The 26,320-nt window shown below is 36.4% G+C and carries 29 protein-coding genes and 1 other RNA gene; 11 read left to right on the top strand and 19 right to left on the bottom strand.

The genetic code is table 11. The annotated features are described in order from the left end of the window. Positions 1-214: 214 nt before the first annotated feature. From V0410_RS23005 to V0410_RS10825, 9 genes are all read right to left on the bottom strand, one after another. On the bottom strand, positions 215-547 hold the full coding sequence (locus V0410_RS23005; protein ID WP_442879195.1) for a class I SAM-dependent methyltransferase: 333 nt from the start codon (positions 545-547) through the stop codon (positions 215-217). Between the two features lie 218 nt (positions 548-765). Next, the gene (locus tag V0410_RS10860; protein ID WP_330747484.1) at positions 766-1,179 is read right to left on the bottom strand and encodes an SRPBCC family protein; all 414 of its coding nucleotides are present in this window, start codon (positions 1,177-1,179) and stop codon (positions 766-768) included. Positions 1,180-1,181: 2 nt separating this feature from the next. Then, positions 1,182-1,685, bottom strand: a complete 504-nt coding sequence (locus tag V0410_RS10855; protein WP_330747483.1) for an SRPBCC family protein — start codon at positions 1,683-1,685, stop codon at positions 1,182-1,184. A 65-nt stretch (positions 1,686-1,750) separates the two neighbouring features. Beyond that, positions 1,751-2,071: an ArsR/SmtB family transcription factor gene (locus V0410_RS10850; protein WP_047378845.1), complete on the bottom strand. Its 321-nt coding sequence runs from the start codon at positions 2,069-2,071 to the stop codon at positions 1,751-1,753. 163 nt (positions 2,072-2,234) lie between these two features. Further along, positions 2,235-2,435, bottom strand: a complete 201-nt coding sequence (locus V0410_RS10845) for a YqaE/Pmp3 family membrane protein (RefSeq protein WP_330747482.1) — start codon at positions 2,433-2,435, stop codon at positions 2,235-2,237. A gap of 28 nt (positions 2,436-2,463) precedes the next feature. Beyond that, complete coding sequence (locus V0410_RS10840) at positions 2,464-2,847, bottom strand: tetratricopeptide repeat protein (RefSeq protein ID WP_330747481.1); 384 nt, start codon at positions 2,845-2,847, stop codon at positions 2,464-2,466. 90 nt (positions 2,848-2,937) lie between these two features. Further along, positions 2,938-3,357, bottom strand: coding sequence for a DUF1801 domain-containing protein (locus V0410_RS10835; protein ID WP_330747480.1), 420 nt, complete (start codon positions 3,355-3,357; stop codon positions 2,938-2,940). Positions 3,358-3,443: 86 nt separating this feature from the next. Next, positions 3,444-3,857, bottom strand: a complete 414-nt coding sequence (locus tag V0410_RS10830; protein WP_330747479.1) for a hypothetical protein — start codon at positions 3,855-3,857, stop codon at positions 3,444-3,446. Between the two features lie 17 nt (positions 3,858-3,874). Then, the gene (locus tag V0410_RS10825; RefSeq protein ID WP_330747478.1) at positions 3,875-5,893 is read right to left on the bottom strand and encodes a M3 family metallopeptidase; all 2,019 of its coding nucleotides are present in this window, start codon (positions 5,891-5,893) and stop codon (positions 3,875-3,877) included. Between the two features lie 213 nt (positions 5,894-6,106). Between V0410_RS10825 and V0410_RS10820 the strand changes: the two genes are divergently transcribed. The 7 genes from V0410_RS10820 (at position 6,107) to rimM (ending at position 10,354) form a co-directional block, all read left to right on the top strand. Further along, entirely contained in the window at positions 6,107-6,631 is a 525-nt protein-coding gene (locus V0410_RS10820) for an SRPBCC family protein (protein WP_330747477.1), read from the top strand. A 140-nt stretch (positions 6,632-6,771) separates the two neighbouring features. Further along, complete coding sequence (locus V0410_RS10815; RefSeq protein WP_330747476.1) at positions 6,772-7,221, top strand: hypothetical protein; 450 nt, start codon at positions 6,772-6,774, stop codon at positions 7,219-7,221. A gap of 120 nt (positions 7,222-7,341) precedes the next feature. After that, on the top strand, positions 7,342-7,977 hold the full coding sequence (locus tag V0410_RS10810; protein ID WP_330747475.1) for a DoxX family membrane protein: 636 nt from the start codon (positions 7,342-7,344) through the stop codon (positions 7,975-7,977). A 44-nt stretch (positions 7,978-8,021) separates the two neighbouring features. Then, positions 8,022-8,531, top strand: coding sequence for a nitroreductase family protein (locus V0410_RS10805; RefSeq protein WP_330747474.1), 510 nt, complete (start codon positions 8,022-8,024; stop codon positions 8,529-8,531). Further along, a complete protein-coding gene (locus V0410_RS10800; RefSeq protein WP_330747473.1) occupies positions 8,532-9,116 on the top strand; it encodes a hypothetical protein in 585 nt (194 codons plus the stop codon). A 114-nt stretch (positions 9,117-9,230) separates the two neighbouring features. After that, a complete protein-coding gene (locus V0410_RS10795; RefSeq protein ID WP_137905102.1) occupies positions 9,231-9,797 on the top strand; it encodes a 30S ribosomal protein S16 in 567 nt (188 codons plus the stop codon). Between the two features lie 14 nt (positions 9,798-9,811). After that, entirely contained in the window at positions 9,812-10,354 is a 543-nt protein-coding gene (gene rimM, locus V0410_RS10790) for a ribosome maturation factor RimM (protein WP_227943400.1), read from the top strand. A gap of 98 nt (positions 10,355-10,452) precedes the next feature. Here rimM and V0410_RS10785 read toward each other — a convergent pair whose 3' ends face one another. The 5 genes from V0410_RS10785 to V0410_RS10765 form a co-directional block, all read right to left on the bottom strand. Next, the gene (locus V0410_RS10785) at positions 10,453-12,111 is read right to left on the bottom strand and encodes a serine hydrolase domain-containing protein (RefSeq protein ID WP_330747472.1); all 1,659 of its coding nucleotides are present in this window, start codon (positions 12,109-12,111) and stop codon (positions 10,453-10,455) included. Between the two features lie 96 nt (positions 12,112-12,207). Further along, positions 12,208-13,122 carry a helix-turn-helix domain-containing protein gene (locus V0410_RS10780; RefSeq protein ID WP_330747471.1) on the bottom strand — a complete coding sequence of 305 codons (915 nt, stop codon included), beginning with the start codon at positions 13,120-13,122 and terminating at the stop codon, positions 12,208-12,210. A 169-nt stretch (positions 13,123-13,291) separates the two neighbouring features. After that, positions 13,292-14,131, bottom strand: a complete 840-nt coding sequence (locus V0410_RS10775; protein ID WP_330747470.1) for an SDR family NAD(P)-dependent oxidoreductase — start codon at positions 14,129-14,131, stop codon at positions 13,292-13,294. A 106-nt stretch (positions 14,132-14,237) separates the two neighbouring features. Continuing rightward, positions 14,238-14,366, bottom strand: a complete 129-nt coding sequence (locus tag V0410_RS10770; protein WP_330747469.1) for a hypothetical protein — start codon at positions 14,364-14,366, stop codon at positions 14,238-14,240. A gap of 7 nt (positions 14,367-14,373) precedes the next feature. After that, complete coding sequence (locus V0410_RS10765; RefSeq protein WP_330747468.1) at positions 14,374-15,180, bottom strand: helix-turn-helix transcriptional regulator; 807 nt, start codon at positions 15,178-15,180, stop codon at positions 14,374-14,376. Between the two features lie 535 nt (positions 15,181-15,715). On the opposite strand from V0410_RS10765, the gene V0410_RS10760 reads away from it, so the two are divergent. The 3 genes from V0410_RS10760 to rpoN all read left to right on the top strand — a co-directional run bounded on the left by V0410_RS10760 (position 15,716) and on the right by rpoN (position 21,230). Then, entirely contained in the window at positions 15,716-17,419 is a 1,704-nt protein-coding gene (locus tag V0410_RS10760; RefSeq protein WP_330747467.1) for a helix-turn-helix domain-containing protein, read from the top strand. Between the two features lie 738 nt (positions 17,420-18,157). After that, positions 18,158-19,606 carry an asparagine--tRNA ligase gene (asnS, locus tag V0410_RS10755; protein WP_047420790.1) on the top strand — a complete coding sequence of 483 codons (1,449 nt, stop codon included), beginning with the start codon at positions 18,158-18,160 and terminating at the stop codon, positions 19,604-19,606. Positions 19,607-19,766: 160 nt separating this feature from the next. After that, positions 19,767-21,230, top strand: a complete 1,464-nt coding sequence (gene rpoN / locus V0410_RS10750) for an RNA polymerase factor sigma-54 (RefSeq protein WP_330747466.1) — start codon at positions 19,767-19,769, stop codon at positions 21,228-21,230. A gap of 45 nt (positions 21,231-21,275) precedes the next feature. Here the strand turns inward: rpoN and V0410_RS10745 are convergent, their stop codons facing one another. The 3 genes from V0410_RS10745 to V0410_RS10735 are packed head-to-tail and all read right to left on the bottom strand — an operon-like array spanning position 21,276 to position 24,118. Continuing rightward, positions 21,276-22,901: an AMP-binding protein gene (locus V0410_RS10745; RefSeq protein WP_110010056.1), complete on the bottom strand. Its 1,626-nt coding sequence runs from the start codon at positions 22,899-22,901 to the stop codon at positions 21,276-21,278. A gap of 58 nt (positions 22,902-22,959) precedes the next feature. Then, positions 22,960-23,634 carry a beta-carotene 15,15'-monooxygenase gene (locus V0410_RS10740; RefSeq protein WP_330747465.1) on the bottom strand — a complete coding sequence of 225 codons (675 nt, stop codon included), beginning with the start codon at positions 23,632-23,634 and terminating at the stop codon, positions 22,960-22,962. After that, positions 23,627-24,118, bottom strand: coding sequence for an RNA polymerase sigma factor (locus tag V0410_RS10735; RefSeq protein ID WP_002976998.1), 492 nt, complete (start codon positions 24,116-24,118; stop codon positions 23,627-23,629). Before V0410_RS10735 ends, V0410_RS10740 begins: the two co-directional genes overlap by 8 nt. 188 nt (positions 24,119-24,306) lie before the next feature. Here V0410_RS10735 and rnpB point away from each other — a divergent pair. Further along, positions 24,307-24,630, top strand: an RNA gene (gene rnpB / locus V0410_RS10730) — RNase P RNA component class A. A 79-nt stretch (positions 24,631-24,709) separates the two neighbouring features. On the opposite strand, the gene V0410_RS10725 is transcribed toward rnpB, so the two are convergent. Both V0410_RS10725 and V0410_RS10720 read right to left on the bottom strand, forming a co-directional pair. Further along, positions 24,710-25,579, bottom strand: a complete 870-nt coding sequence (locus V0410_RS10725) for a polyphosphate kinase 2 family protein (protein WP_330747464.1) — start codon at positions 25,577-25,579, stop codon at positions 24,710-24,712. 241 nt (positions 25,580-25,820) lie between these two features. Next, a complete protein-coding gene (locus V0410_RS10720) occupies positions 25,821-26,285 on the bottom strand; it encodes a DUF1573 domain-containing protein (RefSeq protein ID WP_110010053.1) in 465 nt (154 codons plus the stop codon). Positions 26,286-26,320: the final 35 nt, after the last annotated feature.

Genomic DNA, 26,320 nt, shown 5'->3' with positions numbered 1-26,320 from the left:
AGAAAAGTAGTGTTCCTTTTTCCTTCTATAAAATAACGGTCTACCGGCCAGCAGGTTTTTTCACCATTTTTATCATATATCCAGTCCTGACCGCCTTCTGCAGTGAAAACAGGATGTTCTACTGAAAATACAAAAGATCCGCCGGGTGTAAGTCATTTATAAATATTTTGAGCAATGTTATCGAATGACTCTACATAATGTAAAGTGAGAGAGCTCAATATGATGTCAAATTGTTCTGTAGGATAGTCACATCTTCAAGGGCTTTTCTTTCATATTGAATTCCTTCAAGATTATTGATTTCCATAGCTTTTGCCAGCATTTTTTCTGAAAGATCAATTCCGGTTACAGATTTTGCTCCGTGTTCTATCGCATAGCGGCAATGCCATCCGAAACCGCAGCCGAGGTCAAGAACATTTTTTCCCTGAAAATCAGGCAGCATATTTTTTAAGGTGTGCCATTCTCCTGCTCCCTCTAATCCTATCTGAGAACGGAGCATTTTCTCGTATTGATCAAAAAATGAAGGGTTGTCGTATTTATTTTCTTTCATAGCTTCAAAAAATTGGGTTCTTCATTATCTATCCTTGTAAAGGTTTTAAACTTTGACAAGGATCAAAGACTACTGTTCTTTCTGATATTAATCTCAGATATTCCAGATTTTGAAATATAAATTTACGACAATATCAGAGATGAGAGGTTTCCGATCCCTGAAAAATAAAAGCTGAATGTAGAACATCCAGCTTTATATCAACTCTCAATTGAAAATTTTTAATTCGATTCCGCATATTTTTTGAAATTATCAAGAATAGCCTGCCAGCCGCCTCTCTGCATGTCTTCAGGATTCTCGCTTTCCGGATCGAAAGCAACATCTACATTGGTGTAGCCATTGTTTTCTTTAAAGTCAACATGTACCTGTCTTCCATCCGGCATGGTATAGGTAAAGTTTTCCCCATCTTTTATTTCATTATAAACAGCTTCAAAGTCGAAACCGAAACTTCCGTCTTTTGCTTCCATTCTTGCGGCATATTTTCCGCCTACTTTCATATCATTGGAAGCAGATGGGCATTGCCAGGAAGGATCTGCAAAGTTCCACTGAGTGATGTGTTCAGGGTTGGTGTAATAATTCCATACTTTTTGTGCATCTGCATTGATAGTGGCAGAAACTGTGATTTTGTGGCTCATTTTTATGGTTTTAATGTTAATAGTAATTCGTCAAGTTTTTCAAGAGTTGCCATCATTCCCTGTTCCATTCCCATTTCGATAATGGTTTCCAGATCAGCTAAGGACTGATAGCGTACGATTGTTTCTACAAGGGTATTTTCATTTTTATCAGTGAAAGTTACTGTCCATTCTGCCTGAGGAAGATGGGTGTTGATTTCTCCTTTTTCATTACAAAAAGCATCACCTGATGTATAAGAATCTATTGGGTTTATCGTGTGGTAGCTTACCCAGCCCCAGTATTCTGTTCCATTAGGCTCTACCATTGCATAATGCCAGTGCCCGCCTTCACGGAATTCCATTGACTTTGTTTTCGTGGTCAGCGGTTTTGGAGCAAACCAACGGTCTAGAAGTTCACTTTTTGTGTAACAGTCCCAAACCATTTGCCGGTTTGCCATAAATTCACGTCTGATCGTAAGGGTGTTCTTTTCCTTGTCTGCAAGAAAATCGAACTGAAGATGATGTTTCATATTAATATTTTTATAGTTTTTTGGTCTTAAAATGACGAAAATATGAGGCTTTACATTGCTGAATTTTATTTCTGCTGGCTTTTCAGGGTTGCCAGTAACGTGTCAAGCTGTTCGAAACGGCTTTCCCATATCTTTCTGAATTGTTCCAGCCAATGATCTATTTCTTTCATTTTATCAATTTCTAAAAAGTAATAAATTTCTCTTCCCTGGTGATTCTGGGTTACCAATTCACATTCCGTCAGAATTTTCAGATGTTTTGAAACAGCCTGTCTGGTGGTATCAAAATGTTCTGCGATGGCATTGGGTGTCATCGCCTGTACTGCAATCAGTGCAATAATAGCCCGGCGTGTGGGATCTGCTATAGCCTGAAAAATATCTCTTCTCATAAACGATGATTTTTAAATGAAACCATATGGTTGCAAATATATACGCAACTTTTCGGTTTCGCAATTTTTTTTGATGAAATTTATAAATCAGAAACTTAAAAACAATAGATGGTATTTGTTAATTGATTCTAAATCAGTTGTTGGTGGTAGGTTTAGGTGAGTTTTATCTTTTGTTTTCCCGCATCGCTTTGATCAATCGGTCATTTCTTTTGTCAGCTCTTTCATTGTTTAAAGAAAGAACTGCCCAGATTGCCGCAGGAAGCCATCCGATAAGAGTTATTTGTAAAATCAGACAGATGATTCCGGTGAAAATTTTTCCACGGACGATAAAAGATAAAAAGGGTAATAATATGGCCAGTAACATGATTGTAAGTTTTAATTTAAATGATTTTTTAAAGGGATTGAGGATCAAAATACGCTTTAAAAGTGAGAGGATCTTCAGTTTTATCCTCCGCTTCTTCAAGATATTCAAGATACTCTTCCTGATGTTTTCCCATATAAACAAGCACAATGGAAAGGTTGACAAACAGATTTTTGTCTTCAGAACCTAAATTTAATGCTGTATTTAAATATTCCAGTGCTTTTTCATTTTCTCCCATATCGGAATAAACAGCCCCTATATTAATTAAAGCCGGAGTGTTGTCAGGCTCAATCAGTAAAATTTCATCCAGCTCTCTGATCAGCAGATCGTTTAAAGTATCCCAGTGATCTTCGTTTTCCCATCTTTTGGCCTGAAGTTTTTTTACGTTTTCTAATCTTTGTTTTATCGTGCTCATTATTTAAAATTACAAAATGGATACTATTCATTTCCTGTACAAATTTAGCTTTCCTGAAAATGATCTGTTATTTTTTGCAGAATAAAAAAATTATTCTTTGAGTCCATCCAGTATGGCTGCTTTCAATATTTCACTATTAATATCTTTTAAAGTTTTAAACCTGATGCAATATCCCGTTACAACAGCTTTACCTATCTTTTCTCCATACGTTTTTGAAAGGTAAGTTTTGTCACTGATATTCATAATATAAATGGAAATCCCTGTGGTATTGGCACTCATCCCAATCTGGTAAAAATCTCTGGTTTTTCCGTCAGCATATTGTAATGTATAAAATCCATACCCGATATTAGGATTGGAAACTGTTTTATTGTCATTGTCTTTACCATTCAGAAACCACAGCTGGCCATCCGGTATAAGCTCCAGAATGATGCGGTGGAGCTCGAGCATATCATTACGTTTCTTTTCAGGCTGGCTGTTGATATAGTCGTGGATTTGTTCTTGAATGGTCATGGATCAGGAATTATTTGAGGTTTTCGAGCGGCTAATTTAAAACAAAAAAGAACAGCAAACGCTGTTCTTTTTTTGTGTTTTCTGATCTATTGAATCAGTTCTTTTATTGTTTTTTCTGTTTTCAGCAGTTCACCATCTGGAATCTGATGATGAAGATAAGTGAAAAGCAGATTGGTTACCCAACTGTTTTCAACCTGATGAATGTAGTAAGAGCAGATCAAACCAAAATCATCGGAAATATAAGCCGGAAGATCTGAAGAGCCGGTGGTTCTGAAGGTGGAAATAAAAATTTCCTTCCGGATATCACTTATTTTGTCTTCAGTTTCTTCATCAAAAGATTTTTCTTCAATTTCCTGATAGGCCTTCATCCATTCATCAGAAAACTCTGCTGAATCTCTTTTGTCAAGAATTTCATCAATCTTTTCAGGAGTTATACGTTCAAAAACTGTTTTTAAAGATTGATTAAAAACAGCTTCTAACTTGTTGATTTCTTCTGTCATGATTTTCAAGATATATCCTATCCAAATGCTCTTTTCAACAGGCTTTCCACTTTCGGCTCACTGCCTCTGAAACTTTTGTAAAGCTCCATTGGGTCTTTTGTTCCGCCCGAAGAAAGCAAGACTTTATATTTGGCTGCAATCTCAGGATTGAAAATTCCGTTTTCTTTGAAATACTGGAAAGCATCAGCATCCAGAACTTCCGCCCATTTGTAAGAATAATATCCTGCTGAATATCCTCCCTGGAAAATGTGAGAGAAGCTTGGGCTCATCGCTGTTTCAGAATTCGAAGGATAAAGAGTGGTTGCTTTGGTATATTTATCTTCAAACTCTTTTACACTTTCATGTTCCAGTTCTGCCACTTTAGTATGATAATTCATGTCCAGAAGTCCGAAACCTAGTTGTCTTAAAGTCTGGTAACCTTCCATGAAATTTTTGGACTGCTCGATTTTTTCAATTTTTTCGTCAGGAAGAACTTCTCCTGTTTTATAGTGTTTTGCAAAAGTTTTCAGGAACTCAGGCTCATAGCAGAAGTTTTCCAGAAACTGTGACGGAAGTTCTACAAAATCCCATTTTACAGAAGTCCCGGAAAGAGTAGGATATTGAGTATCTGCCATCATCCCGTGAAGAGCATGCCCGAACTCGTGGAATAGAGTCGTCACTTCCTGGAAGGTCAATAAGCTAGGCGTATCTTTTGTCGGTTTGCTAAAGTTGCAGACAATTGAAATATGCGGACGGGAATTTTCGCCGTTTCGCTTATACTGGTTTTTGTAGCTGGTCATCCATGCACCGGCCCTTTTCCCTTTTCTCGGAAAATAATCAACGTATAGTAATGATTTGTAATTTCCGTTCTCTTTTACTTCATATACCTTTACATCTTCATGATATTTCGGAATATCGTTTCTTTCCTCAAAAGTCAGTCCGAAAAGTTCTCCAGCCAGCCCGAATACAGCATCCTGCACCTGGTGTAATGGAAAATAAGGTTTTAATTCTTCATCATTAAGGTCGAATTTCGCCTTACGAAGTTTTTCAGCATAGAATGCATGGTCGTAACCTTGCATTTCCTCAATTCCGTCAGCTTTTGCTAAAGATTTTAATTCTTCAATTTCTTTATCGGCATAAGGTTTTGCCTTGGTAAGAAGTTCATTTAAAAAATCGAAAACTTTCACCGGAGACTTGGCCATTCTTTCTTCAAGAACGAAATCAGCGTAGTTTTTATACCCTAAAAGTTCAGCTTTCTGTTGTTTTAAATTCAGAAGTTCTTTAATCAAATTCTGATTGTCAAATTCACCACCGTCGAAAGATTTTTTACCATTGGCCAAGGCCAGTTCTTTTCTCAGTTCACGGTTTTCAGCATAGGTCATGAACGGGATATAACTTGGATACTGTAAGGTGACCACCCAGCCGTCAAGGTTTCTTTCTTTAGCTTCTTCGGCATATTGATCCATGATGGCTTCAGGAATTCCTGCAAGATCTTCCTTATTGGTGATATGCTTAAAATAAGCATTGGTGGAAGCCAGAACATTTTGTCCGAACTGTAAAGATTTTACAGAAAGATCCATGCTGATTTTCTTTAATTTTTCTTTGTCTTCCTCATTCAGTAAAGCTCCGCTTCTTACAAAACCTTTGTAGGTCTCATTCAAAAGCATTTCCTGTTCCTCGTTGAGATTATATTTTTTCTTTTCATCATATACTTTCTTGATTTTGTTGAAAAGGGCTTCATTTTGAGAAATTTTTGAAGAATATTCCGTTAAGATCGGAGAAACCTCCTGGGCAATCTGCTGGATCTCATCGCTGGTTTCTGCAGAATTTAAGTTGAAAAAAATATTAGAAACCACATCCAGCTGTTCTCCCGAATAGGCCAAAGCTTCAATAACATTTTCGAATGTGGGAACATCAGGATTGTTGACAATAGCATCAATTTCCGCTTCAGATTTTTGAATTAAATCTTTAAATGCAGGCAGATAATCTTCATTTTTAATACTGTTGAACGGAGCCGAATGATATGGAGTGTTAAATTTTTCTGTTAAAATATTCATTTTTTTGATCTTTTTAGATAAGGTAAATTTAATGATTCATCGGGAATCACAGCTGAAACGCTCAAAAATAATGCCTTACTGGTGTGGTATGACAAAAATACCTTATCTTTAATTAATCTTGTCATATGGAAAGAAGGAGTGATGTGGGAATATTTAATTTTGAGAACAGATTAAAAAGTCATAATTAAATAAATAACCTTAAATATAAAGACTATGAAAACACTCTTAAAAATTATCGGTATTATCATCGTACTGATTCTTATCTATGCTGTCATTGCCATGCTGGCTTTCAGTAAAGATTATCACTATGAAAAATCAATTGTCATTAATGCACCAAAGGAAAAAGTATGGCAGCATACCAGCTCTTTACAAGCATACAATACCTGGGATCCTTTTTCTAAAGAAATCAAAAACTTTTCTGTCACTTATTCAGGTGCGGGTAACCAGCCTGGCAGCTCTTATCACTGGAAGGGTGACGGCAGTGAAGGAGAACAGTCTATCACAGAAATTATCCCGAATGAAAAACTGGGAACCCAGCTTCATTTCATACAACCTTTTGAAGGAACTGCTAAAAGTAATATCATACTGACTCCTGAGGGCAGCGGTACAAAAGTGACCTGGATGATCGATAATGAGCTGAATACCATGATGAAAATCATGAAGCCTATGATGGACAGTAATATGGACAAAATGTTTAGCCAGGGACTGGGAGATCTGAAGAAACTTGCTGAAAAATAATAGGAAAGCCTTGTACAATGTACAGGGCTTTTTTATTACAGGGCTTTTTATCAATACTGTTGGTTGAGGAAGCGTTATTTTATGTTAAGTCATTGAAATATTATTCTAAAAATATTATCTTTATATAAAGAATAGATTGTATGGAGAAGATTGTATTTGAAAAAAGTGATATCAGAGACTTTGTGAAGACCACCATCGCAGAGAAAATTGAAAAATTGAAAAACTTTATAGAATTTACCCTGGAAGCGAGCCGCGATATTAAAAAGACACCTAAATATGACAGCATGAGAGAAGAGATGCAGGAGGAAATTTATCAGATGCAGCGGCAGCTCGGAGCATTGAATGATCTTAGGAGGAATATGGCAAAAGTTCTCAATACAGCTACTGCAAGAGTGCAGCTCGGCTCACTGGTCATTACCAACAAGGCCAGGTTTTATATTTCAGTGTCATTAGGAGAGTTCTTTTTTGAAGGAGACCGGTTTTATGCCATTTCTCCTGAAAGTCCAATGGCAAAAAAAATGATGGGAATGAAACCCGGAGACGAGTTTACCTTAAATAAAATCCATCAGAAGATTGTAGAGGTACTGTAAATAAGATTCAGCGATATCTCTTTTCAAGCATACAGTTATTCATCAGGATAAGGATTAACTTCAGATTTATATTTGAAGTTTTATTTTTATTTAGTACCTTGCTATGCAAAATACTATACTATGAAATTTGAACAATTAAGAAAAGGCAGAATTAATCAGTGGATCATTATTCACCTTCGTTATCTCGTAGGCTCTGCTTTTTTTCCATCAGGTCTAATAAAGCTTATGGGAGAGAGGTTTACCAGAATTTCAACTGATGACCCGATCGGATACTTTTTTGAAGCTTTATATCAATCCGGATTTTATTGGAATTTTTTAGGACTGGCACAGGTGGCAGCCGGAATTTTACTGATGACACAACGCTTTGCAACATTGGGAGCATTGATGTTTCTGGCTATATTAAGTAATATCTGGGTTATTACCCTCAGTCTTTCCTTTTCGGGGACCTGGATAATCACCTCCTTAATGATGGTTGCCGTACTGATATTGGTGATTTGGGATCAACATAAACTGCTTCCTGTTTTTAATTACAATAAAGCAAGTACGGTGAAGGAATATCCTGATCCCGATAACAGATGGATCATTGCCGGGGTAGTATATTCCATAAGTTTTATTGTGTTATTTATGCTGAATCCGGCAAAAGGCGAGGTCTATGAAAAATGGCTGAGTATTCTGATTAGTGTAATCATTGCCGCAACATTTATCATAAGCAATTATCAGGAGTATAAAAATCGTAAACTGGCTGTACATCCTTAACATTTTAAAATGAAGATTGAATTTCATGTTGTAAATTTGCAGGTATGAGTAAAGCAACCATTTTAAAAGAAATTATAGAGGAGAGAAGAAGTATTTTCCCGAAAGATTATACTGATGCGGAAATTCCTCAGGAAGTTTTGGAGGAAATTTTGCACGCGGCAACATTAGCTCCGAACCATAAACGTACCAAGCCATGGCGTTTTAAAATCTTCAAAGGGGATGAAAAAGTTAAGCTGGCAGCAGAAATGCAGGCTATCTATAAAACCATTACACCCGAACAGATTTTCCTGGAAAAAAAATACAATGATATTGGTTTCAAAATCAATAAAGCTGATGTAGTGGTTTCCATTGTTGTCAACTTCAGCGGTATGGTTCCTGAATGGGAAGAAATAGCAGCTACTTCAATGGCAGTTCAGAATATGTACCTTACCTGCACAGCAAACAATATCGGGTGTTACTGGAGTTCTCCTAAAATCGTAGACGAGCTGAAAGACTCTCTGACCATTGAGGAAAACCAGAAGTGCCTTGGACTTTTCTATATGGGAACGGTGTAGATGAAGAATATTTACAGAAATTATAATGAAGAAGATCTTCATGCTGCCTATCTTCATATGACTGATCATACTGGTAAAGTCAATGATGAACTGCGGGAAGCCATCAGTCAGCAATTCAATTATGATGAATTTGTAAAAGCAGCAGAATACAGGAAAGTTTTAGTCAAAGAAAAAGGGAGAATCTCATTTGAAGTACACAAAAGGGTGCAAAAGGGAGAAAACATAGATGCTATCCTTGAAAATATTTCTTCAGAAATGATTAGCAGCAGTGATTTAAAGATTTTTATTCTGAATAAATTTGATCAGTTTTCAAAAGTCAAAGAAAATGATAAGATAGATGAGAAAATCATTTTTAAAAGTCTTTTAGGGCTTATCATAGCTTCTGTAACCGGGAGTCTTTTTTTTAAGGCTGTGCTTACATTTACCGGGCAGTTTTCATTTTTTCTACTGGTGCCTGCTTATATCATCAACTATTTGGTGATCTATGGGATTACAGGAAAAACAAGAGATAATTTTGTTGTTTTTATGGCAGTTTTAATTTCTGTGATTATTTCAACAGTATTCTCTTTTGCACTGATTAGTTAAAAAAAAATGAATTTTATAAAACTTTTTACTTGGAGCTTTTTACTTCAAACTTTTTTACTATCTTTGCACTCTTAAATATTTAACTGGGACGAGTTCCCGTAAAATTCAAACATTATGTCAGTAAAAATCAGATTACAAAGACACGGTAAAAAAGGAAAACCTTTTTTCCACATCGTGGTTGCAGATTCTAGAGCTAGAAGAGATGGTAGATTCATCGAAAAACTAGGTACTTACAACCCAATTACTAACCCGGCAACTATCGAATTGAACGTTGATTCTGCTGTAAAGTGGTTAAACAACGGTGCTCAGCCTACTGATACTGCTAGAGCTATTTTATCTTACAAAGGTGCTCTTTACAAAAAACACTTACAAGGTGGTGTAGCTAAAGGTGCTTTTGACGAAGCTGAAGCTGAAAAAAGATTCAATGCTTGGGTAGAAGCTAAAGATGCTAAAGTACAAGGTAAAGTAGAAGGTTTAGCTACTGCTAAAGCTGATGCTAAGAAAGCTGCTTTAGAAGCTGAAGTAAAAGTAAACGAAGCTAGAGTTGCTGCTGCTGCACAAGCTGAAGCTGATGCTAAAGCTGCTGAAGAAGCTGCTAACGCACCTGCTGAAGAAGTTGTTGCTGAAGCTGCAGAAGGAGAAGCTCCTGCTGCTGAAACTGAAGAAAACACTGAAGCTTAAGAACAAACCCTGTTATGCGTAAAGAAGATTGCTATTTTTTAGGAAAAATCACACGCAGACACGGACTTGCGGGTAACGTTATCCTTAAATTGGATACCGACCAGCCCGAGCTTTACAATAAATTGGAATCAATATTCGTTGAAATCAACGGATTATTGGTTCCATTTTTTATTGAAAAATCATCATGGAGCAAACTGGATGCTCTGAATCTTGCATTCAAAAACTCTTCTGAAGCTATGGTAGATCAGGTGCTGGGTAAAAGTGTTTACCTTCCGCTTGCTTCACTGCCAAAACTTTCAGGAAAACAATTCTATTACCACGAAATCATCGGATTTGAAATTCTTGATCAGAATGATAATAACTGTGGCGTAATCAGATCTGTAAACGATCAGACAGCGCAGGTGTATTTCATTACCAACCTGGATGGAAAAGAAGTGGTAATTCCTATGATCAAAGACTGGATTCTTGAGGTAGACAGAGAAGAAAGAACCATCAAAATGGAACTTCCTGAAGGTCTTATTGATGTATTTCTGGTTCCTTCAAAAAAAGACGAATAGTTTTGCAATAAGCAATAAGCAATAAGCAATAAGCAATAAGCAATAAGCAATAAGCAATAAGCAATAAGCTATTCTTTCTCACTTTTCTACATTACTCATTACTGATTTTCATTACTCATTTTTAAGGCGGGTAAAAGATAATCCTGTACTATTTTTTCAGATTGCCGGTGCGCGTAGGGCTTGTTGTAGGCTTGCGCTGTAATTACTATGACAACTGGTATCTGAGTGAAAATAATAATCTTATTTCCTCCATTTCCACTGGATTGGAAAGCTTCATAACTTTTGTTTCCCACCTTGTAAATCTTTCGCCAGAACAGATAGCCATATCCTTCGAAATCAGGATGATCAGGAAAATAGTTGGTGAAGGATTTTTTAATCCATTCCTTACTCAATATCGTTTTTCCATTCCAGTCGCCATTATTTTGATACAACTGCCCGAATTTTGCAAGGTCCAGTAGTCTCATACGGAGTCCTCCCGCCAAAGAAGGCTTTTGCTGTGGTGTAAACTGCCATTTATAGCTGGTGATTCCGAGTGGCTGGAATAATGTTTTATCTGCATAATTTTTTAAACCTTTTGGAACTTTTTTATCCAAAATATCTCCGGATAATACAACACCTGCCGTAAAATAACTCCAGTCTTTACCGATTTTATTCCCTGTCACAGGCAGATCCAGTGTAAACTTTACCCAGTTTTCTGTCGGGTACATATTTTCTTCATTTCCCGGAGATTCAGAATCTTCATCATTTCCGTCAAATCCTGAACTCATTGTCAGTAAGCTTTTTATAGTAACATGTTCTTTTTGAGAAGAATAATTTTTAAAAAGTTTCAGATCATAAAATTCTTTCAGAGTCTGATTTTCACTTTTTAAATATCCATCCTGGATTGCAATTCCCATTAAAGCAGAAGAAAATGATTTTCCCACAGAGCGCGTATCATGTAATGAATCTCTTCCGGATCCGTTAAAATATTCTTCAAGAAGTAATTTTCCTTCCTTTATAACAGCTATTCCGGTGATATTTTTGAACCTGTTTTCTGCAATTTTCTTATTGAGGTTTCTGATGATTTCTGTATTGATGTTTTCCCTGGAAACCTTCCATCCGCTATCAGCCCGTACAGGCTGAACAGCGATTTGCTGCTCGGGAATATTTTGAGCAGGAACAGTGAGATTGATTTGTCCTTCTGCAATGACTGATCCCGTTCTGATCGTGGAAGTGGTAAGGTAAGGGCGGATTTCAATTTTTAGAACATGATTTCCTGCTGACAGTGCATCAATTCCGTCGTGAGCCATATAAAAACGCATCCATAAATATCTTCCCCATGAATCTTCATTTTTACTGCTGAGAAGGGGAATTCGTAAGCTGGTTTTGAATTTTTTATGGTCGGCAGTTCCTGCGCCTGTATTGAGATTTTCCTGATAAATAAGTTTTCCGTCTACATAAAATGAGAACTGATAATTTCCTTTTTTCAACAACTCATCCACAGTCCAGCCAGGTTCAAGCTGATGAAGATAATTGATCAGCGAGTTATCAAAAAAAGCATGAATACCAAGATCTCCGTTTTCCTGAAATACCGCAGAAGTGAGAATATCAGAATCTTTCAGGTTTTCCAGCGGCGTATTTTGTGAAAGGAAAACAATCTTTCCACTATTTTTTTTCTGAACCGGATTCTCAATTTTTTCAGGACTGATAATATTATTGTTTTGTCCGTAATGAAGACAAAATATAAAAATAAAGATCAATAGTAGAAATGATTTCATCTCAAGGAAGTATTTAAACAAAAATAATAAACTTCTTTAGAGTGAAATAGAATGAAATTAACATTGCTATTTTATAGTGACCATTTCAAAGCGGTGTTAATTGAAAAGCTTTCTGAATTCTCCTGGTGACTGATTTGTTTTTTGTTTAAAAAGTTTGCTGAAAGACTGTGGATGCTCAAATCCCAGCTCATAAGCAATTTCACTGACAGACAAACTGGTGGTGCTTAAACGTTCTTTTGCTGCATCAATTAATTTATTCTGAATATGCTGCTGTGTATTTTGCCGGGTGTGAAGACGTAAAAGCGTTCCAAGATAATTAGGTGAAATATTCATCTGCTCGGCAATAGATTTCACTGTGGGAATTCCATTTTCAATGAGGTTTCCGTTTTCAAAATATTGAGAAAGAATGTCTTCAAATTTATATAACAATTCGTGGCTTGATTTTTTTCTGGTGAAAAACTGCCTTTCATAAAAGCGGTCTGAATAAATCAGTAACAATTCAATCTGGGCAATAATCAGATCCTGTGTGAATTTATCAATATTGGCCATATATTCCCGTTCGATATTTTTAAATAGATCAACAAGGATTTTCTCTTCCTTATCAGAAAGGAAAAGTGCTTCTTTCACCTTATAACTAAAGAAATCGTAAGACTTTATTTTCCGGGTTAATGAAGTATTCCACAGAAAATCGGGATGAATAAGCAATAAATATCCTGTAGGTTCTGCTTCTACATCCTGATTGATTTCCAGGCTTAAATACTGCTGCGGTGAAACGAAACAGAGCACTCCGGAGTTAAAGTCGTATTGCTGCTGCCCGTAATTGAACTTTGGAGTAACATTTTTTTTCAAACCAATGGAATAAAAATTCTGGATCCATCTCAATTCTTCATTTTCCACAACATAGCGGACCTTGCTGTAATCGATCAGGCTGATCAGCGGATGCTCAGGATTCGGAAGGCTGCAGAAAGCATGAAAATCGGATATAGAATTAAAACGAACAGGTTGTTTCATATAACGAAGTTAGTTGTTTTTTCAAAATGATAACACATTGATCCAAAAAGTCTTCGGCTCCGCTAAGAATGATCTCTCTAAAATTTTATATCGAATTCAGGAATATAAATTAAAACATTCAGTATTAGAAATGTCATCCTGAGCGGAGTCGAAAGACATGATTATCTTATTAAATTGCAGTAGAAACAGTCAGGCTTTCCCATTTCTCAGCATCTTTCTTTAAAATATCAATTTTGTTATTTAGAAATTCCATCGTTCCTACACCCAATAATAAATGTACCGGAGGATTTTTCTCTTTACTGATCTGAATCAGGACATCAGCTGCTTTTTCAGGATCATTAGGCTGATTTCCATTGATTTCATTGAGGTGAGCCTGTTCCGAATTTCTCGCTGCTTCATAAGCCTGGATAGGATTGGCAGGCGTTTTCACAGAATCCTTAGTTAGAAAATCGGTACGGAAATATCCCGGGTAAACCACGGTAGCATGAACTCCGAAATCTTTTACCTCTTCAGCCAAAGCTTCCGTAAATCCGGCAACCGCAAATTTTGTAGAACAGTAGATTCCCCAGCCTGGAAAATTAGCAGAATATCCTCCGACAGAAGAAATATTGAAAATGTTTCCTGACCTTTGTTCACGCAGATAAGGCATAGCATTTCTGATCACATTTAAAGTTCCGAAAACATTTACAGCATAATTTTCTCTTGCTTCCTCATCAGTAAGTTCTTCAAGCGTTCCGATCTGGCCGTAACCTGCATTGTTGACCACTACATCAATTTGTCCGAAATGGTTTACTGTTTTTTCAATAGCAGATTTGATATCATTATTGTCTGTGATGTTTACGCTGAGCGGAAGAAAGTTTTGTGAAGTTTCTCCAATGGTGGAGATCAGGGATTCAACGGTACGGCTTGTTGCAGCAACCTGAAATCCTTCTGAGAGTAATTTTTTTACCAGCTCGAATCCTAAGCCTTTTGAAGCTCCTGTCACGAACCATACTTTTTTTGTTTCCATTTTTAAATATTTTTTTGTTTAAATGATGGTACAAAGATCAAAACTTACGAAAAGAGAAATGTATCCAAATCGGGGAATGATGTATCCAAATCGTGAATGGTATTATTTAACGCGTGTCAGTCTGAATGAAATGAAGAATCTCAAAACAATCGCTGGCTAATAAGATTCTTACCTCTTCAGAAACCGCAGATTGGGCGTAGTCTATGGCAAAAGCCAAATCTCTCGTTAATTTCAAACAAGTTTCAATGATTTTTCAAAAGATTCCTGTATTTCAAAGGGGTTATTCCGATATTTTCTTTAAAACACCGGATAAAATGACTCTGATCTGAAAAACCGCATTCCAGCGCAATATCGGTTAAAGAAGAAGGTGAATTGAGAAGTTCCATTGATTTATTAATCTTTAATTTTCTGAGATATTTCCCCAGATTGCAATGGAAATGTTTATGAAATTCCCTGCTGAGATGAACAGGATGGATGTTCAGTGTTTTGGAAAGTTCTGTAAGACTGAGATTTTCTGTAAAGCTTTCATGAAGAATTTCATTGATCCGGCCTACCCACAAAGGCTTTCTTTCTGTATTTTCCTTCTGATGAGTCAACTGGCTGAAAAGATGCAGTAATAACTGATTAATATTTAGATCAAAAGAAATATCATTGGTTTTGGTTTCCCTGAACATCTGACAGACCAATAATTTTAAAGCAGGGTTTTTGATATTAAAACTTCCTTCCACTTTATTTTTCTGAATATCAAACCGATCAAACCAGCTTTGCGAAAGCTCAATATGAAAGCCTCTTGTGAAAATATCCGGTTTACTATTATAGTGCGGATCTTCCCAATGATGATACAATAATGTTCCTGCAGAACAGCCGTAGGTTTCTTTTCTGTTTCCTTCTGTCATATTGCCCTGTAGAAGAAAAGTGAAATAAGCATTTTCATGATAATGCCAGTCTACATAAGGATGAGTATACTCCGTATCGGTGATGGTCAATCCTTCCAAATTGACCATTTGATTGGTTTCCCCAAAATATTCGCCGCTACGAAGGCTGTTCATGATAAATTTTGTTTTAATCTGTCGATCTGCTCATACATCTTATTAAAAAATATTTTCCTCTCTCTGTTTCCGGATTCGTTCAGTGATCTTGAGTTTTTGATCTGATGTTCAAAATAGCTCAGAGAATCTTCGCACGTCATTTTATCATTGGTCATCATATATCCAAACATGCTGAAAGGCACAAAAAAGGAACACTGTTCTTCATTTTTGAATAAAATACTGTTGTTTAAAATTACTAAATCATTGACATAGATCTGAAAATTATTTTTTTCCAGTGTTTTAGTCTCCAGTTCTTCCAGTAATTTTCTTAGGTCTGCCAGGGTATATTATATGGAAGATAAAATAGAATGGAAATAATTTTGAAGAGAGTACAGTTTTTTTAAGCTGTCTCTCTTTTGTTGATTAAATTACCATTGTTTTTAATGAAAATATGGATAAATACACGAAAAAAGCAAAAGCTGTGGTGTATCTACTGAAGAAAAATAATATTTTTGTAATATAGCCAGGATGAGTGATGAAATTAAAATATTTACTAATGTTATTGGTTATTGGGAATGTGTTTTTTCATGCACAAACCAATAATGCTGAAAAAAATATTCCCGAAAAACGGTCTTATGACAAATTGGAAAAAGAATTCTACAGCCATGTTGGGGATGTGAACAGTAAAAGCATTGCAGAAAGCTATCTTAAAAAAGCAAAATCTGAAAAAAATACAATTCAGATTGCTGAAGGATATGTTATGCTCCATTTTGGTGAGACTCTGCCCATTGCATTAAAATATCTTGACAGCTTACAACAGATCACCAGGAATTCCAAAGAAAATATATATCCGGCCAGAATTTATCTTTTAAAAGGCAATCTGTATTTCAGAAATGATAATCTTCAGGCTGCATTGAATAATTATATTTTAGGTCTGAAATATGCAAAAGAAAAAGGAAATAAAAGGCAGATTGCCATGGCGCATATCAGTATTGCCTCCCTTAATAATTATATAGGTAAACACGCTGAGACAGCTAAAGTTTTAAGACATTATGCGTATGATACCGATTATATGAATGAAGATGAGCAGAAATCTCTTAAATTGAATCTGGCAGATGCCTATATAGAGATCAATAAAATGGATTCTGCTTATGCATTGATACAGGAAGGCTTACTGGATTCCAGAAAAAATAAAAATCTTTATCGATATTACCAGAATCTTGGGCTGCTGGGATCTTATCATCTGCATTTGAAAAATTATCAGAAAGCAATTAACGCCTTATTGGAGTGCGAAAAATATTTCTTTACAAATACTAATGATAAAAGAGACCAGAATTACACTCTTTTATACCTTGGAAAATCCTATGCCGGACTTCAGGAAAAAGAAAAAGCAGCAGGCTTTTTCCACAGGATCGATTCTTTGGTTCTTAAAACGAATTATATTTATCCAGAGCTGAGAGATGTATATACTTACCTTATTGATCATTATAAAGAAAATAATGATATAGAAAAGCAGCTGTATTATGTGGACCGGTTTTTAAAGGTGGATCAGGTGCTGTATACACAGTTCAGGTATATTTCCAGAGAGCTTCCCAGAAGATATGATACTCCGGAGCTGCAGCAGGAGAAAGAGGATATTACCAATGAACTTACAAAAAGAAAAAGCCTCTTTTATATTGTGCTGAGCCTTTTGTTGATTTCCCATTTGCTGTTTATCAACGTTTATTTTAAATATAAAAAATCTGAAAAGAACTATAAAAAGATCGCTCAGGATCTTATTCAATCCGTTAATGAAAACAGGGTAGGGAAAAAAAGTGACGGGGAAATTAAAAAGGAAATTTCATCAGAACCTCTTCTCACAGAAAATACAGAAGATAAAGCATCAAGAACTATTTCTGAAGATATTGCCAGGAATATTTTACATGAACTTGAGATATTTGAAAGCAAAGATCAGTTTTTGAATAAAGGAATCACCTTGGGAAGTCTGGCCAAAAAAATAAAAACAAACTCAAAATATCTGTCAGAAATTATCAATACCTACAAAGGGAAAAACTTTGCAACCTATCTCAATGATCTTCGTATTGATTATGCCATCAGCAGACTGGCCAATGACAAAAAATTCAGGTCTTATAAAATTCCTTTTATCGCCGAAGAATTAGGATATAATAATGAACAGGCTTTCACTTTAGCCTTTAAAAAAAGAACCGGAACACCACTTTCTATCTATCTGAAAGAAATTGAAAATATGTCGTCAGATTAATTTAATCAACTGATTTTTAATTCTTTATTGTTTATAGATTCATGATTTTAGGTATATAAATTTATGAATCTATAAACCATTCCCTTGTATCATTATTTCACTTCCTGCATCTTTGCTTCAGGTAAAAACACAACCATTTATTTTGTATGTGCACAATACAAGATATCAGTTTCAAACTCCTGATTATTTAAAATCCAGGTCTGGAATTGTATCAGAAAAAGAATAACAAATGAGGGTAAAAACAGGAATAATAACCAGAAAATTAAATGTAAATAATGAAGTACTTGTTTAGAAATTTAGAATATAAAGTGTAGTGATTATTTAAAAATCATTAAACAGTATAAATCCGGTGAATCCGCCACAGTTTAAAAGTATAGTATAGTCTAAAAATGGATGTAAGCCCCGGTAATGACCACAAACGTATCACTTAAAAACTAATAACCATTTCAATAACTAATTCCATGAAAACTCAGAATAAAATCATATTTTATTCTTTTTAAAAGTGATCGTGTAAGTGTTCATTCCGGGTATTCCGGATTTTATTGAAGTTCAGGATAATATTGAGTGGAAATGTACCTGAAAATGCAGAAGAGTCCGAAGAAGAAAAGGTGAATTTCCTGAACTGAGAGTTTAAATACCAGTTAAATGATTTTTAAAGACAGCGCAATCATCAAGTTGCGCTGTTTTTTTGTAACTTTGCAGACATTAATTTTTATATAAAAAATTTATCATCAACAAATGAAAAAGCAAACGATCAAAGAAATCCTAAAGGATTACAAGAAAGTATTACATCATGACATTACTGTTTACGGATGGGTAAGATCCTTCCGTGCTAATCGCTTTATTGCGCTTAATGATGGTTCTACGATTAATAATTTGCAGATAGTTGTTGATTTCGAAAATTTTGATGAAGCAATCATCAAGAATATCAGTACGGCTTCTTCCCTGAAAGTGGTAGGAGAAGTGGTGGAAAGCCAGGGAGCAGGACAATCTGTGGAAATTATTGCTAAAAAGATCATTATTTTAGGAGATAACTTTACAGAAGAACTTCAGAGTACAATTCTTCAGCCTAAGAAACACAGTCTTGAGAAACTTCGTGAGCAGGCTCACTTAAGATTCAGAACAAACCTTTTCGGAGCGGTGTTCAGAGTGCGTCATGCAGTAAGTTTTGCTGTTCACTCATTCTTCAACCAGAATCAGTTTTTCTATATCAACACACCAGTCATTACAGGAGCAGATGCAGAAGGTGCAGGTGAAATGTTTGGGGTCACCAACTTTGATCTGAACAACATGCCGAAAACTGAAGAAGGTGAAATTGATTTTGCACAGGATTTCTTCGGTAAAAAAACAAACCTTACCGTTTCAGGACAGCTTGAAGGAGAAACTGCAGCTATGGGATTGGGAAGAATTTATACATTCGGACCTACTTTCCGTGCTGAAAATTCCAACACGACAAGACACCTTGCCGAGTTCTGGATGATTGAGCCGGAAGTAGCATTCAACAACCTTGAAGATAACATCGACCTTGCGGAAGATTTCTTAAAATATGTGATCCAGTATGTATTGGATAACTGCAAAGATGATCTTGAGTTCCTGGATAACCGTTTTGCGGAAGAACAAAAAACAAAACCGGAAAAAGAAAGAGCAAAAGAAGGTCTTATCGAAAAACTTCAGAATGTGGTAGCGAAGCGTTTCAAGCGTGTAAGCTATACAGAAGCGATCGAAATTTTACTGAACTCTAAAGAAAATAAAAAAGGAAAATTTGCTTACCCTGTTGAAAAATGGGGAACAGACCTTCAGTCTGAGCATGAAAGATATCTTGTTGAAAAACACTTTGAAAGCCCGGTAGTATTATTTGACTATCCGAAAGAAATCAAAGCTTTCTATATGAAACTGAACGATGACAACAAAACTGTTGCTGCTATGGATGTTCTTTTCCCTGGTATCGGTGAAATCATCGGAGGATCAGAGAGAGAGGCAAGATTAGATGTCTTAAAACAGAAAATGGCAGATATGCACGTAGATGAGCATGAACTTTGGTGGTATCTTGATACCAGAAAATTCGGTTCTGTGCCGCATGCAGGCTTCGGTTTAGGATTGGAAAGACTGGTTCTTTTCGTAACAGGAATGACGAATATCAGAGACGTAATTCCTTTCCCTAGAACACCGAAAAGTGCTGAATTCTAGAACAATAAAAAAAGCCTTAATCACAAGTTAAGGCTTTTTTTATTCTTTAATAGTTTATTATATTAGGACAAGTAATGCAAAAATCATGCTAAATGTGTTTTTTGTCAAATAAATTTATTAAATTCGTAGAATATGTTATGTTAAAACGCCAAATAAGAATATGCTTAAACAACACTTACAACTCAAATTAGGACAGAAGCTGGCCCCTCAGCAGATTCAGTTGATGAAGCTTATTCAGCTTCATACTCTTGAATTTGAAGAGGAGTTGGAGAGGGAGTTGGAAGAAAACCCAGCTTTGGAAATTGCAAAAGAAGATTCTAAGGAAGATGACTATTCTTCCCTTGAAGATGCTTATCAGGATGAGGGTACAGACAGCATTGAAACAGATTTCGACGTCAACGAATATATCTATGACGATGAACCCAGCTATAAAACCGCATCCAGCAACTATTCTCCGGATGATGAAGAATTTGATAACGAGAGTCTTTTAACGGAAGGACAGTCATTATATGATTATCTTACAGAACAGATTCACCTGGTGAATATCGGTGAGGAAGATCTTAAGATTGCAGAATACCTTATCGGAAATTTAGATACAGACGGATACCTGAGAAGAGAGATCAAATCAATTGTTGATGATCTTGCCTTCTCACAGGGAATCTATACCACTAAAGAAAGAGTGGAGGATATCCTTGAAAACTATGTGCAGAAGCTTGATCCGCCGGGAGTGGGAGCAAGAGGTCTTCAGGAGTGTCTGTTACTGCAGATCGAAAAGAAAGTAAGCTCTGATAAAGCCGTTTCTTTGGCTGCCAATATCTTAAGACATCAGTTTGAAGCCTTAACCAATAAGCACTATAACAAGATCATTCAGAAATATGATATTGAAGAAGATGATCTGAAAGATGCGCTGGATGAAATCTCAAAATTATCTCCGAAAGTTGGAGGGAACTTTGATACCCAGACAATTACGATCAATCAGGAAATTATTCCGGACTTTGTAATTCAGGTGAAAGACGGGCAGGTAATTCCTATGCTGAATAGCAAAAATGCCCCTACTTTAAGAGTGTCTGAAGAATATAAAGATATCCTGACAACCTATTCCCATGATAAAAACTCATCGGAACACAAGCAGGCTGCTTTATTTATCAAGCAAAAACTGGATGCTGCAAAATGGTATATTGATGCGATTAATCAACGTCAGAATACCTTATTACAGACGATTACAGCGATTGTAAAGTTCCAGAAAGATTATTTTATTACAGGTGACGAAAAGTCCCTGAAACCAATGATCTTAAAAGATGTTGCTGATATTACAGGTTTTGATATCTCTACGATTTCAAGGGTGGTAAAAAGCAAATATGCAGATACACCGAACGGGATTGTATACCTTAAAGATCTGTTCTCAGACAGTTTAACCAATGACGATGGAGAAGAAGTTTCTACCAAAGAGATCAAAACCCATCTTCAGGAAGTAATCAGTAAAGAAAATAAAAGAAAGCCGCTTACAGATGATGCGTTGGTGGTGATCCTGAAAGAGCAGGGCTATAATATTGCCAGAAGAACGATTGCAAAATATCGTGAACAGCTCAATATTCCTGTCGCAAGATTAAGAAAAGAACTTTAAAATATAAAAAAGCATTTCAGTCTGAAATGCTTTTTGTTTTTTAATTTAGCCCTGCTTTACATGTTCCAGCCCCAGCTCCCTCATTGAAATTTCCCTCATTTCCACCTTTCTTATTTTTCCGGAAATGGTCATTGGGAATTCATCTACAAATTTCCAGTATTTCGGAACTTTATAATGGGCTATCCTTCCTTTGCAGTATTCCTGAAGTTCTTCTGCCGTGATGGTAAATCCTTTTCTCACCTTTATCCAGGCCATTACTTCTTCCCCGAATTTCTCACTCGGAACACCAATGATCTGAACATCCAGAATGTTGGTATACGTATATAAAAAGTCTTCAATTTCTTTAGGCGAAATATTTTCTCCGCCACGGATGATGAGGTCTTTTATTCTTCCTGAAATGGTAATATAACCGTCTTGGTCCATTACAGCCATATCTCCGGTATGCATCCAGCGGGCATCATCCAGTACTTTCTTTGTATTTTCAGGATCATTCCAGTATTTCAGCATGACAGAATATCCTCTGGTGCAAAGTTCACCATGCTCTCCACGTTTTAAAGTCCTTCCGTTTTCATCAATGATTTTGATCTCAAGGTGATCCTGAACAGTTCCTACAGTGCTGACCTGTTTTTCCAGCGGTGTTCCTATTAAAGTCTGAGTAGATACTGGTGAAGTTTCCGTCATCCCATAGCAGATGCTCATTTCTTTAATATTCATCAGGCTTTCCACTTTTTTCATAATCTCCGGAGGGCATACGGAACCAGCCATAACACCGGTCCTTAAACTTGAAAAATCATAGCTGTCAAAATCTTTTACTGCCAGTTCAGCAATAAACATGGTGGGCACACCATACAAGGAAGTACATTTTTCGTCCGAAACAGCTTTTAAAGTAATCTCCGGATCAAAGCTGTCATTCGGAATTACCATACAGGCTCCGTGAGCTGTGCAGCACATATTTCCGATAACCATCCCAAAACAGTGGTAAAAGGGTACCGGAATGCAGACGCGGTCTTTCTCAGTATATTTTAATCGGATCCCAATAAAATAACCGTTATTGAGAATATTATGATGAGAAAGTGTGACCCCTTTCGGGAAACCGGTTGTTCCGGAAGTATATTGGATATTAACAGGATCGTCAAACTGTACATGTTCTTCAAAACTGTGAAGTACTTCGTCTGAAATCTCCTGGCCGTTATTCACAAAATATTCCCAGTTTTCATCAAAGAATATTTCATGTTCCAGGGTTGGACAAACTTCTTTTGCATATTCAACCATTTCTTTATAATTGCTGGTTTTAAAGCTTAAAGAAGAAAAAATAAAACGAACTTCGGACTGATTGAGTACATAGGTCAGTTCATGAGTCCTGTAAGCCGGATTGATATTCACTAAAATAGTGCCTATCCTGGCAGTGGCATACTGTAAAAGTACCCACTCATAACGGTTGGAAGACCAGATCCCGATTCTGTCACCTGCTTTTGCTCCTAAAAACAATAAGGCTTTTGCAACAGCTGTGGTCTGATTGTAAAATTCCTGATAAGTCGCTCTGTAATTCTGATGAACGCAGACAAGTGCTTCCTGATGAGGGTATTTTTCGACAGTACTTTTAAGATTGGCTCCGATGGTCTGTCCTAATAATGAAACGTCAGAAGTTCCATACACATAAGATAAGGGCATAGTTTAAGATTTGGTGGAATAAAATTACTGATTATATCCCGAACTATGCCTATGTATATTAATTTTCCTGAGAATCTATCTCTTTAAGCTGCTTCAGATTTTTATCAAGCTTTTTAATAATAGTGCCATATACCAGTCTGTAATAAACCCAGATCATAGAGATCGCCAGTAATGTGCTGACGGTAATTCCAACAATAATGATGGTGAGACTGGAGTTGGTAGGCTGTATATTCTGGGAATCTAATATATACAATATAAAAGCAATCAGCACAAAAGTGAATAGCAGCAGCAGTACAATACTGATCAGAATAAAGGCATTCACCGTTCTTTTGAACTTGATGATTCGTGTGATAAGCCCTTTCAGATTTTCCTCGATCTTTATTTTCCGGTAATTCTGATAGAATTTCAGGACGAAATAAGCTGTAATCAACAAGCTTAAGATTTTTATAGCCAGATAGACATGGCCGAAGTTGCTTTCTACTTCAGGAGCTTCCTGCGCACCCAATCTTGTCAGCATTTTACGAAAACTTTCCGACTCTTCTTCCTGAAAAAAGTAGAACAACCCAAATACAGAAAAGAACAGGAATTCAATAACGCTGATCCAGAAAATATACTTCACATAATTACGTGATTTTCTATTCAACATCTGAAGAATCTCCTTGTTGTCATATTTAGGCTGGACAGGTTGTTCCTGCCATGTTTTCTTAAAGCTATCTAAATCAAATTCAGGCATATTTTTCCATCTGTTCTTTAAGGGTTTTCTTTAATCTGTTCATTTTTACACGTGCATTAACTTCAGTGATTCCGAGGTTTTCTGCAATGTCCTTGTAAGGCAGATCGTCAAGATACATCATGACAATGGCTCTTTCTACATTAGGAAGAGTCTTGATTACCGTATACAAAAGTGATACCTGCTGTTGTTTTTCGTCATCATCTTCCACAAAATCTCTGTGGTTGATATCAAGCTCATTGGTAGGAAGGCTTTTGCTTTTTTTTCTAAAGAGGGTAATGGCTGTATTGAGCGCTACACGGTACATCCATGTGGAAATTTTGGAGTTTCCTTTGAAAGAATCATAACTTCTCCAGAGCTGTAACACGATTTCCTGGAAAAGATCCTCTTCATCTTCCAGAGAATTGGTATACAAACGCGATACTTTAATAATCAGTCCCTGATTATCTTTGATAAGCTGCGCAAATTCTTTTTCTCTGGAATCCATAGATATATAATGGCACGAAGATAATAATAAACTGGTAATTAGGGGAAAATTATCATGTAAAATAGTAAAAAGGTAAAAAAACGCAAGAATAGTATTGATATATCTATATCGTTTACTCAGCACTAAGACTATTTAGCCATTTTACCGTTTTGCCTTTTTACCACAAAATTTGTGTACCTTTGCCTCCGCGAGAAAATCGGCTTGTTGATTTCCTGTTTACAGGAGGTAGGAAAGTCCGGACACCATAGAGCAGCAAAGCGGATAACATCCGTCACCCGTGAGGGTAGGACAAGTGCAACAGAAAGCAGGTACAGTTCGGCTGTAGTGAAACCAGGTAAACTCTTTGCGGTGCAATGATAAGTATATCGGTTCTTTTCAGCAATGAAAATAGGGGCGGCTCGTCCTGAAAGCCGAGGGGTAATCAGCTCAAGTATTGCAGCAATGTAATACGTAGATAAATAACAGGCACTTCTTCGGAAGTACAGAATCCGGCTTATAGATTTTCTCGTGATTTTTTTAAGCTCGAATTCAGAGGCTGGAAGAAGGAAGTTTTTACATCTCCATCTTCAAACCTCCACCTTCCAACTTTATTTATTCACTTTCCAATTGTCTTTTGGATTCCTGTAATTCCTGTCTGTCCTTATCGGAAAGAGTAGGATATTTGAGATTCATTTTCTCCAAAGTATCAATAATAATCTGAATAGCTGCTACTCTTGCAAACCACTTACTATCCGCAGGAAGTACATACCAAGGTGCATGATCTTTTGAGGTTTCATTGATAGCGGTTTCATAAGCTTCCATATACTGGTCAAATAACGCTCTTTCAGGAAGATCTCCGGCTGAGAATTTCCAGTTTTTTTCCTGTTCATCAATTCTGTCCAGAAGTCTTTGTTTCTGTTCATCCTTAGAAACATGTAAAAAAATCTTGACAACGGTTGTTCCATTCTGTGAAAGGTGCTTTTCAAAATTGCGGATGCTCTCATACCTGTTTTCCCAGAATTTGCTGTCAAAATCTTTTACGGAAGACCATGTCTTTTCACTCAGATTATATTCAGGATGTACTTTACAAACCAAAACACTTTCATAATGAGAACGGTTGAAAATCCCGATCATTCCTTTCTGTGGCAGTGCCAGATAATGCCTCCATAAAAAATCATGAGAATATTCTTTGGAGCTTGGTGTTTTAAAACTGGTTACATTACATCCCTGAGGATTCACTCCTCCGAAAACATGCTCAATCATACTGTCTTTCCCTGCTGCATCCATAGCCTGTAATACCACCAGTAAGGACTGGCTTCCGTCAGCATATAATTTTTCCTGTAGCTCACGAAGTTTTTCCTTCTCCTGAATCAGCATTTGCTCTCCTTCTTCTTTAGTGAGCTTTCCATTATAAGATGTTGATGCTTTTTTTATCGAAAATTTTCCGTTTACCTTAAAGTTATCTGAGAAATCGGTGTCCATACTTTTTTTATTTAAAGATAAAAGTAAAAAGATAAAAGTGAAGATGTTATTACAATTCAATAGGGGTGGGCTTTAGCCCAGCCATTTAAAATAGACCGAAGGAGCCAAAACCTAAATCATATGTATGACCAGCGTCCATACATTTGCCACCTATTACCTATCATCTTCCACCTAACCAAACATAAATGTAATAAAAAAACCGCCTCAATGGAGACGGTTCTTTTATTTTTTTGAGTAGAGCTTACTTCGCAGCAGTCTTTTTTGCAAGTTTTGCAGCTTTTTTCTCAGCTTTAGCAGCTTCTTTCTGCTCAGCAGGAGTCAATACTTTTGGCTCAGGAGCGTTTGCATCTACGTTACCTTTGATGTAGATTACACTTCTGTTGTTTGCAGGGTCATTAGAGAAAACCTCAATCATTTTGTTGAAAGGGCCAGGGATCGCTGTATTGTATCCAACCTTGATCTTCGCAGACTTTCCAGGCATGATAGGATCCTGGCTGAATTCAGGAGTTGTACATCCGCAAGAAGGTTTTACATTTGAAAGAATCAAAGGCTTATCCCCTGAATTCGTTACTGTAAAGAATCTTGTACCGTCAGCATTAGGCTTTATAGTACCATAATCGAAAGTCGTTTTATCAAATGTAATGGTTTGTGCAGATGCCAGAGCAAATGTCCCGAATAGTGCAATTCCTGCAATTAATTTTTTCATATTCTTGAATGTTAATACGTTTGTTAGATAAATTT

It is taken from the genome of Chryseobacterium sp. CP-77, from assembly GCF_036362765.1.
In the GTDB taxonomy this organism is placed as follows: Bacteria; Bacteroidota; Bacteroidia; order Flavobacteriales; family Weeksellaceae; genus Chryseobacterium; species Chryseobacterium cupriresistens.
This window is presented reverse-complemented; position numbering and strand designations above follow the sequence as displayed.

What these genes read in the sequence shown, in the direction of transcription:
- V0410_RS10795 (WP_137905102.1), top strand. Translation starts at nt 9,231, where the DNA reads ATGTCAGTAAAAATCAGATTACAAAGACACGGTAAAAAAGGAAAACCT.
- V0410_RS10785 (WP_330747472.1), bottom strand. Translation starts at nt 12,111, where the DNA reads ATGAAATCATTTCTACTATTGATCTTTATTTTTATATTTTGTCTTCAT.
- V0410_RS10825 (WP_330747478.1), bottom strand. Translation starts at nt 5,893, where the DNA reads ATGAATATTTTAACAGAAAAATTTAACACTCCATATCATTCGGCTCCG.
- V0410_RS23005 (WP_442879195.1), bottom strand. Translation starts at nt 547, where the DNA reads ATGAAAGAAAATAAATACGACAACCCTTCATTTTTTGATCAATACGAG.
- V0410_RS10850 (WP_047378845.1), bottom strand. Translation starts at nt 2,071, where the DNA reads ATGAGAAGAGATATTTTTCAGGCTATAGCAGATCCCACACGCCGGGCT.
- V0410_RS10725 (WP_330747464.1), bottom strand. Translation starts at nt 25,579, where the DNA reads ATGGACACCGATTTCTCAGATAACTTTAAGGTAAACGGAAAATTTTCG.
- V0410_RS10845 (WP_330747482.1), bottom strand. Translation starts at nt 2,435, where the DNA reads ATGTTACTGGCCATATTATTACCCTTTTTATCTTTTATCGTCCGTGGA.
- V0410_RS10780 (WP_330747471.1), bottom strand. Translation starts at nt 13,122, where the DNA reads ATGAAACAACCTGTTCGTTTTAATTCTATATCCGATTTTCATGCTTTC.
- V0410_RS10735 (WP_002976998.1), bottom strand. Translation starts at nt 24,118, where the DNA reads ATGGATTCCAGAGAAAAAGAATTTGCGCAGCTTATCAAAGATAATCAG.
- V0410_RS10765 (WP_330747468.1), bottom strand. Translation starts at nt 15,180, where the DNA reads ATGAACAGCCTTCGTAGCGGCGAATATTTTGGGGAAACCAATCAAATG.
- V0410_RS10745 (WP_110010056.1), bottom strand. Translation starts at nt 22,901, where the DNA reads ATGCCCTTATCTTATGTGTATGGAACTTCTGACGTTTCATTATTAGGA.
- V0410_RS10830 (WP_330747479.1), bottom strand. Translation starts at nt 3,857, where the DNA reads ATGACAGAAGAAATCAACAAGTTAGAAGCTGTTTTTAATCAATCTTTA.
- V0410_RS10860 (WP_330747484.1), bottom strand. Translation starts at nt 1,179, where the DNA reads ATGAGCCACAAAATCACAGTTTCTGCCACTATCAATGCAGATGCACAA.
- V0410_RS10810 (WP_330747475.1), top strand. Translation starts at nt 7,342, where the DNA reads ATGAAATTTGAACAATTAAGAAAAGGCAGAATTAATCAGTGGATCATT.
- V0410_RS10800 (WP_330747473.1), top strand. Translation starts at nt 8,532, where the DNA reads ATGAAGAATATTTACAGAAATTATAATGAAGAAGATCTTCATGCTGCC.
- V0410_RS10840 (WP_330747481.1), bottom strand. Translation starts at nt 2,847, where the DNA reads ATGAGCACGATAAAACAAAGATTAGAAAACGTAAAAAAACTTCAGGCC.
- V0410_RS10805 (WP_330747474.1), top strand. Translation starts at nt 8,022, where the DNA reads ATGAGTAAAGCAACCATTTTAAAAGAAATTATAGAGGAGAGAAGAAGT.
- rimM (WP_227943400.1), top strand. Translation starts at nt 9,812, where the DNA reads ATGCGTAAAGAAGATTGCTATTTTTTAGGAAAAATCACACGCAGACAC.
- V0410_RS10775 (WP_330747470.1), bottom strand. Translation starts at nt 14,131, where the DNA reads ATGGAAACAAAAAAAGTATGGTTCGTGACAGGAGCTTCAAAAGGCTTA.
- V0410_RS10855 (WP_330747483.1), bottom strand. Translation starts at nt 1,685, where the DNA reads ATGAAACATCATCTTCAGTTCGATTTTCTTGCAGACAAGGAAAAGAAC.
- V0410_RS10820 (WP_330747477.1), top strand. Translation starts at nt 6,107, where the DNA reads ATGAAAACACTCTTAAAAATTATCGGTATTATCATCGTACTGATTCTT.
- V0410_RS10720 (WP_110010053.1), bottom strand. Translation starts at nt 26,285, where the DNA reads ATGAAAAAATTAATTGCAGGAATTGCACTATTCGGGACATTTGCTCTG.
- rpoN (WP_330747466.1), top strand. Translation starts at nt 19,767, where the DNA reads ATGCTTAAACAACACTTACAACTCAAATTAGGACAGAAGCTGGCCCCT.
- V0410_RS10740 (WP_330747465.1), bottom strand. Translation starts at nt 23,634, where the DNA reads ATGCCTGAATTTGATTTAGATAGCTTTAAGAAAACATGGCAGGAACAA.
- V0410_RS10835 (WP_330747480.1), bottom strand. Translation starts at nt 3,357, where the DNA reads ATGACCATTCAAGAACAAATCCACGACTATATCAACAGCCAGCCTGAA.
- asnS (WP_047420790.1), top strand. Translation starts at nt 18,158, where the DNA reads ATGAAAAAGCAAACGATCAAAGAAATCCTAAAGGATTACAAGAAAGTA.
- V0410_RS10815 (WP_330747476.1), top strand. Translation starts at nt 6,772, where the DNA reads ATGGAGAAGATTGTATTTGAAAAAAGTGATATCAGAGACTTTGTGAAG.
- V0410_RS10760 (WP_330747467.1), top strand. Translation starts at nt 15,716, where the DNA reads ATGTTATTGGTTATTGGGAATGTGTTTTTTCATGCACAAACCAATAAT.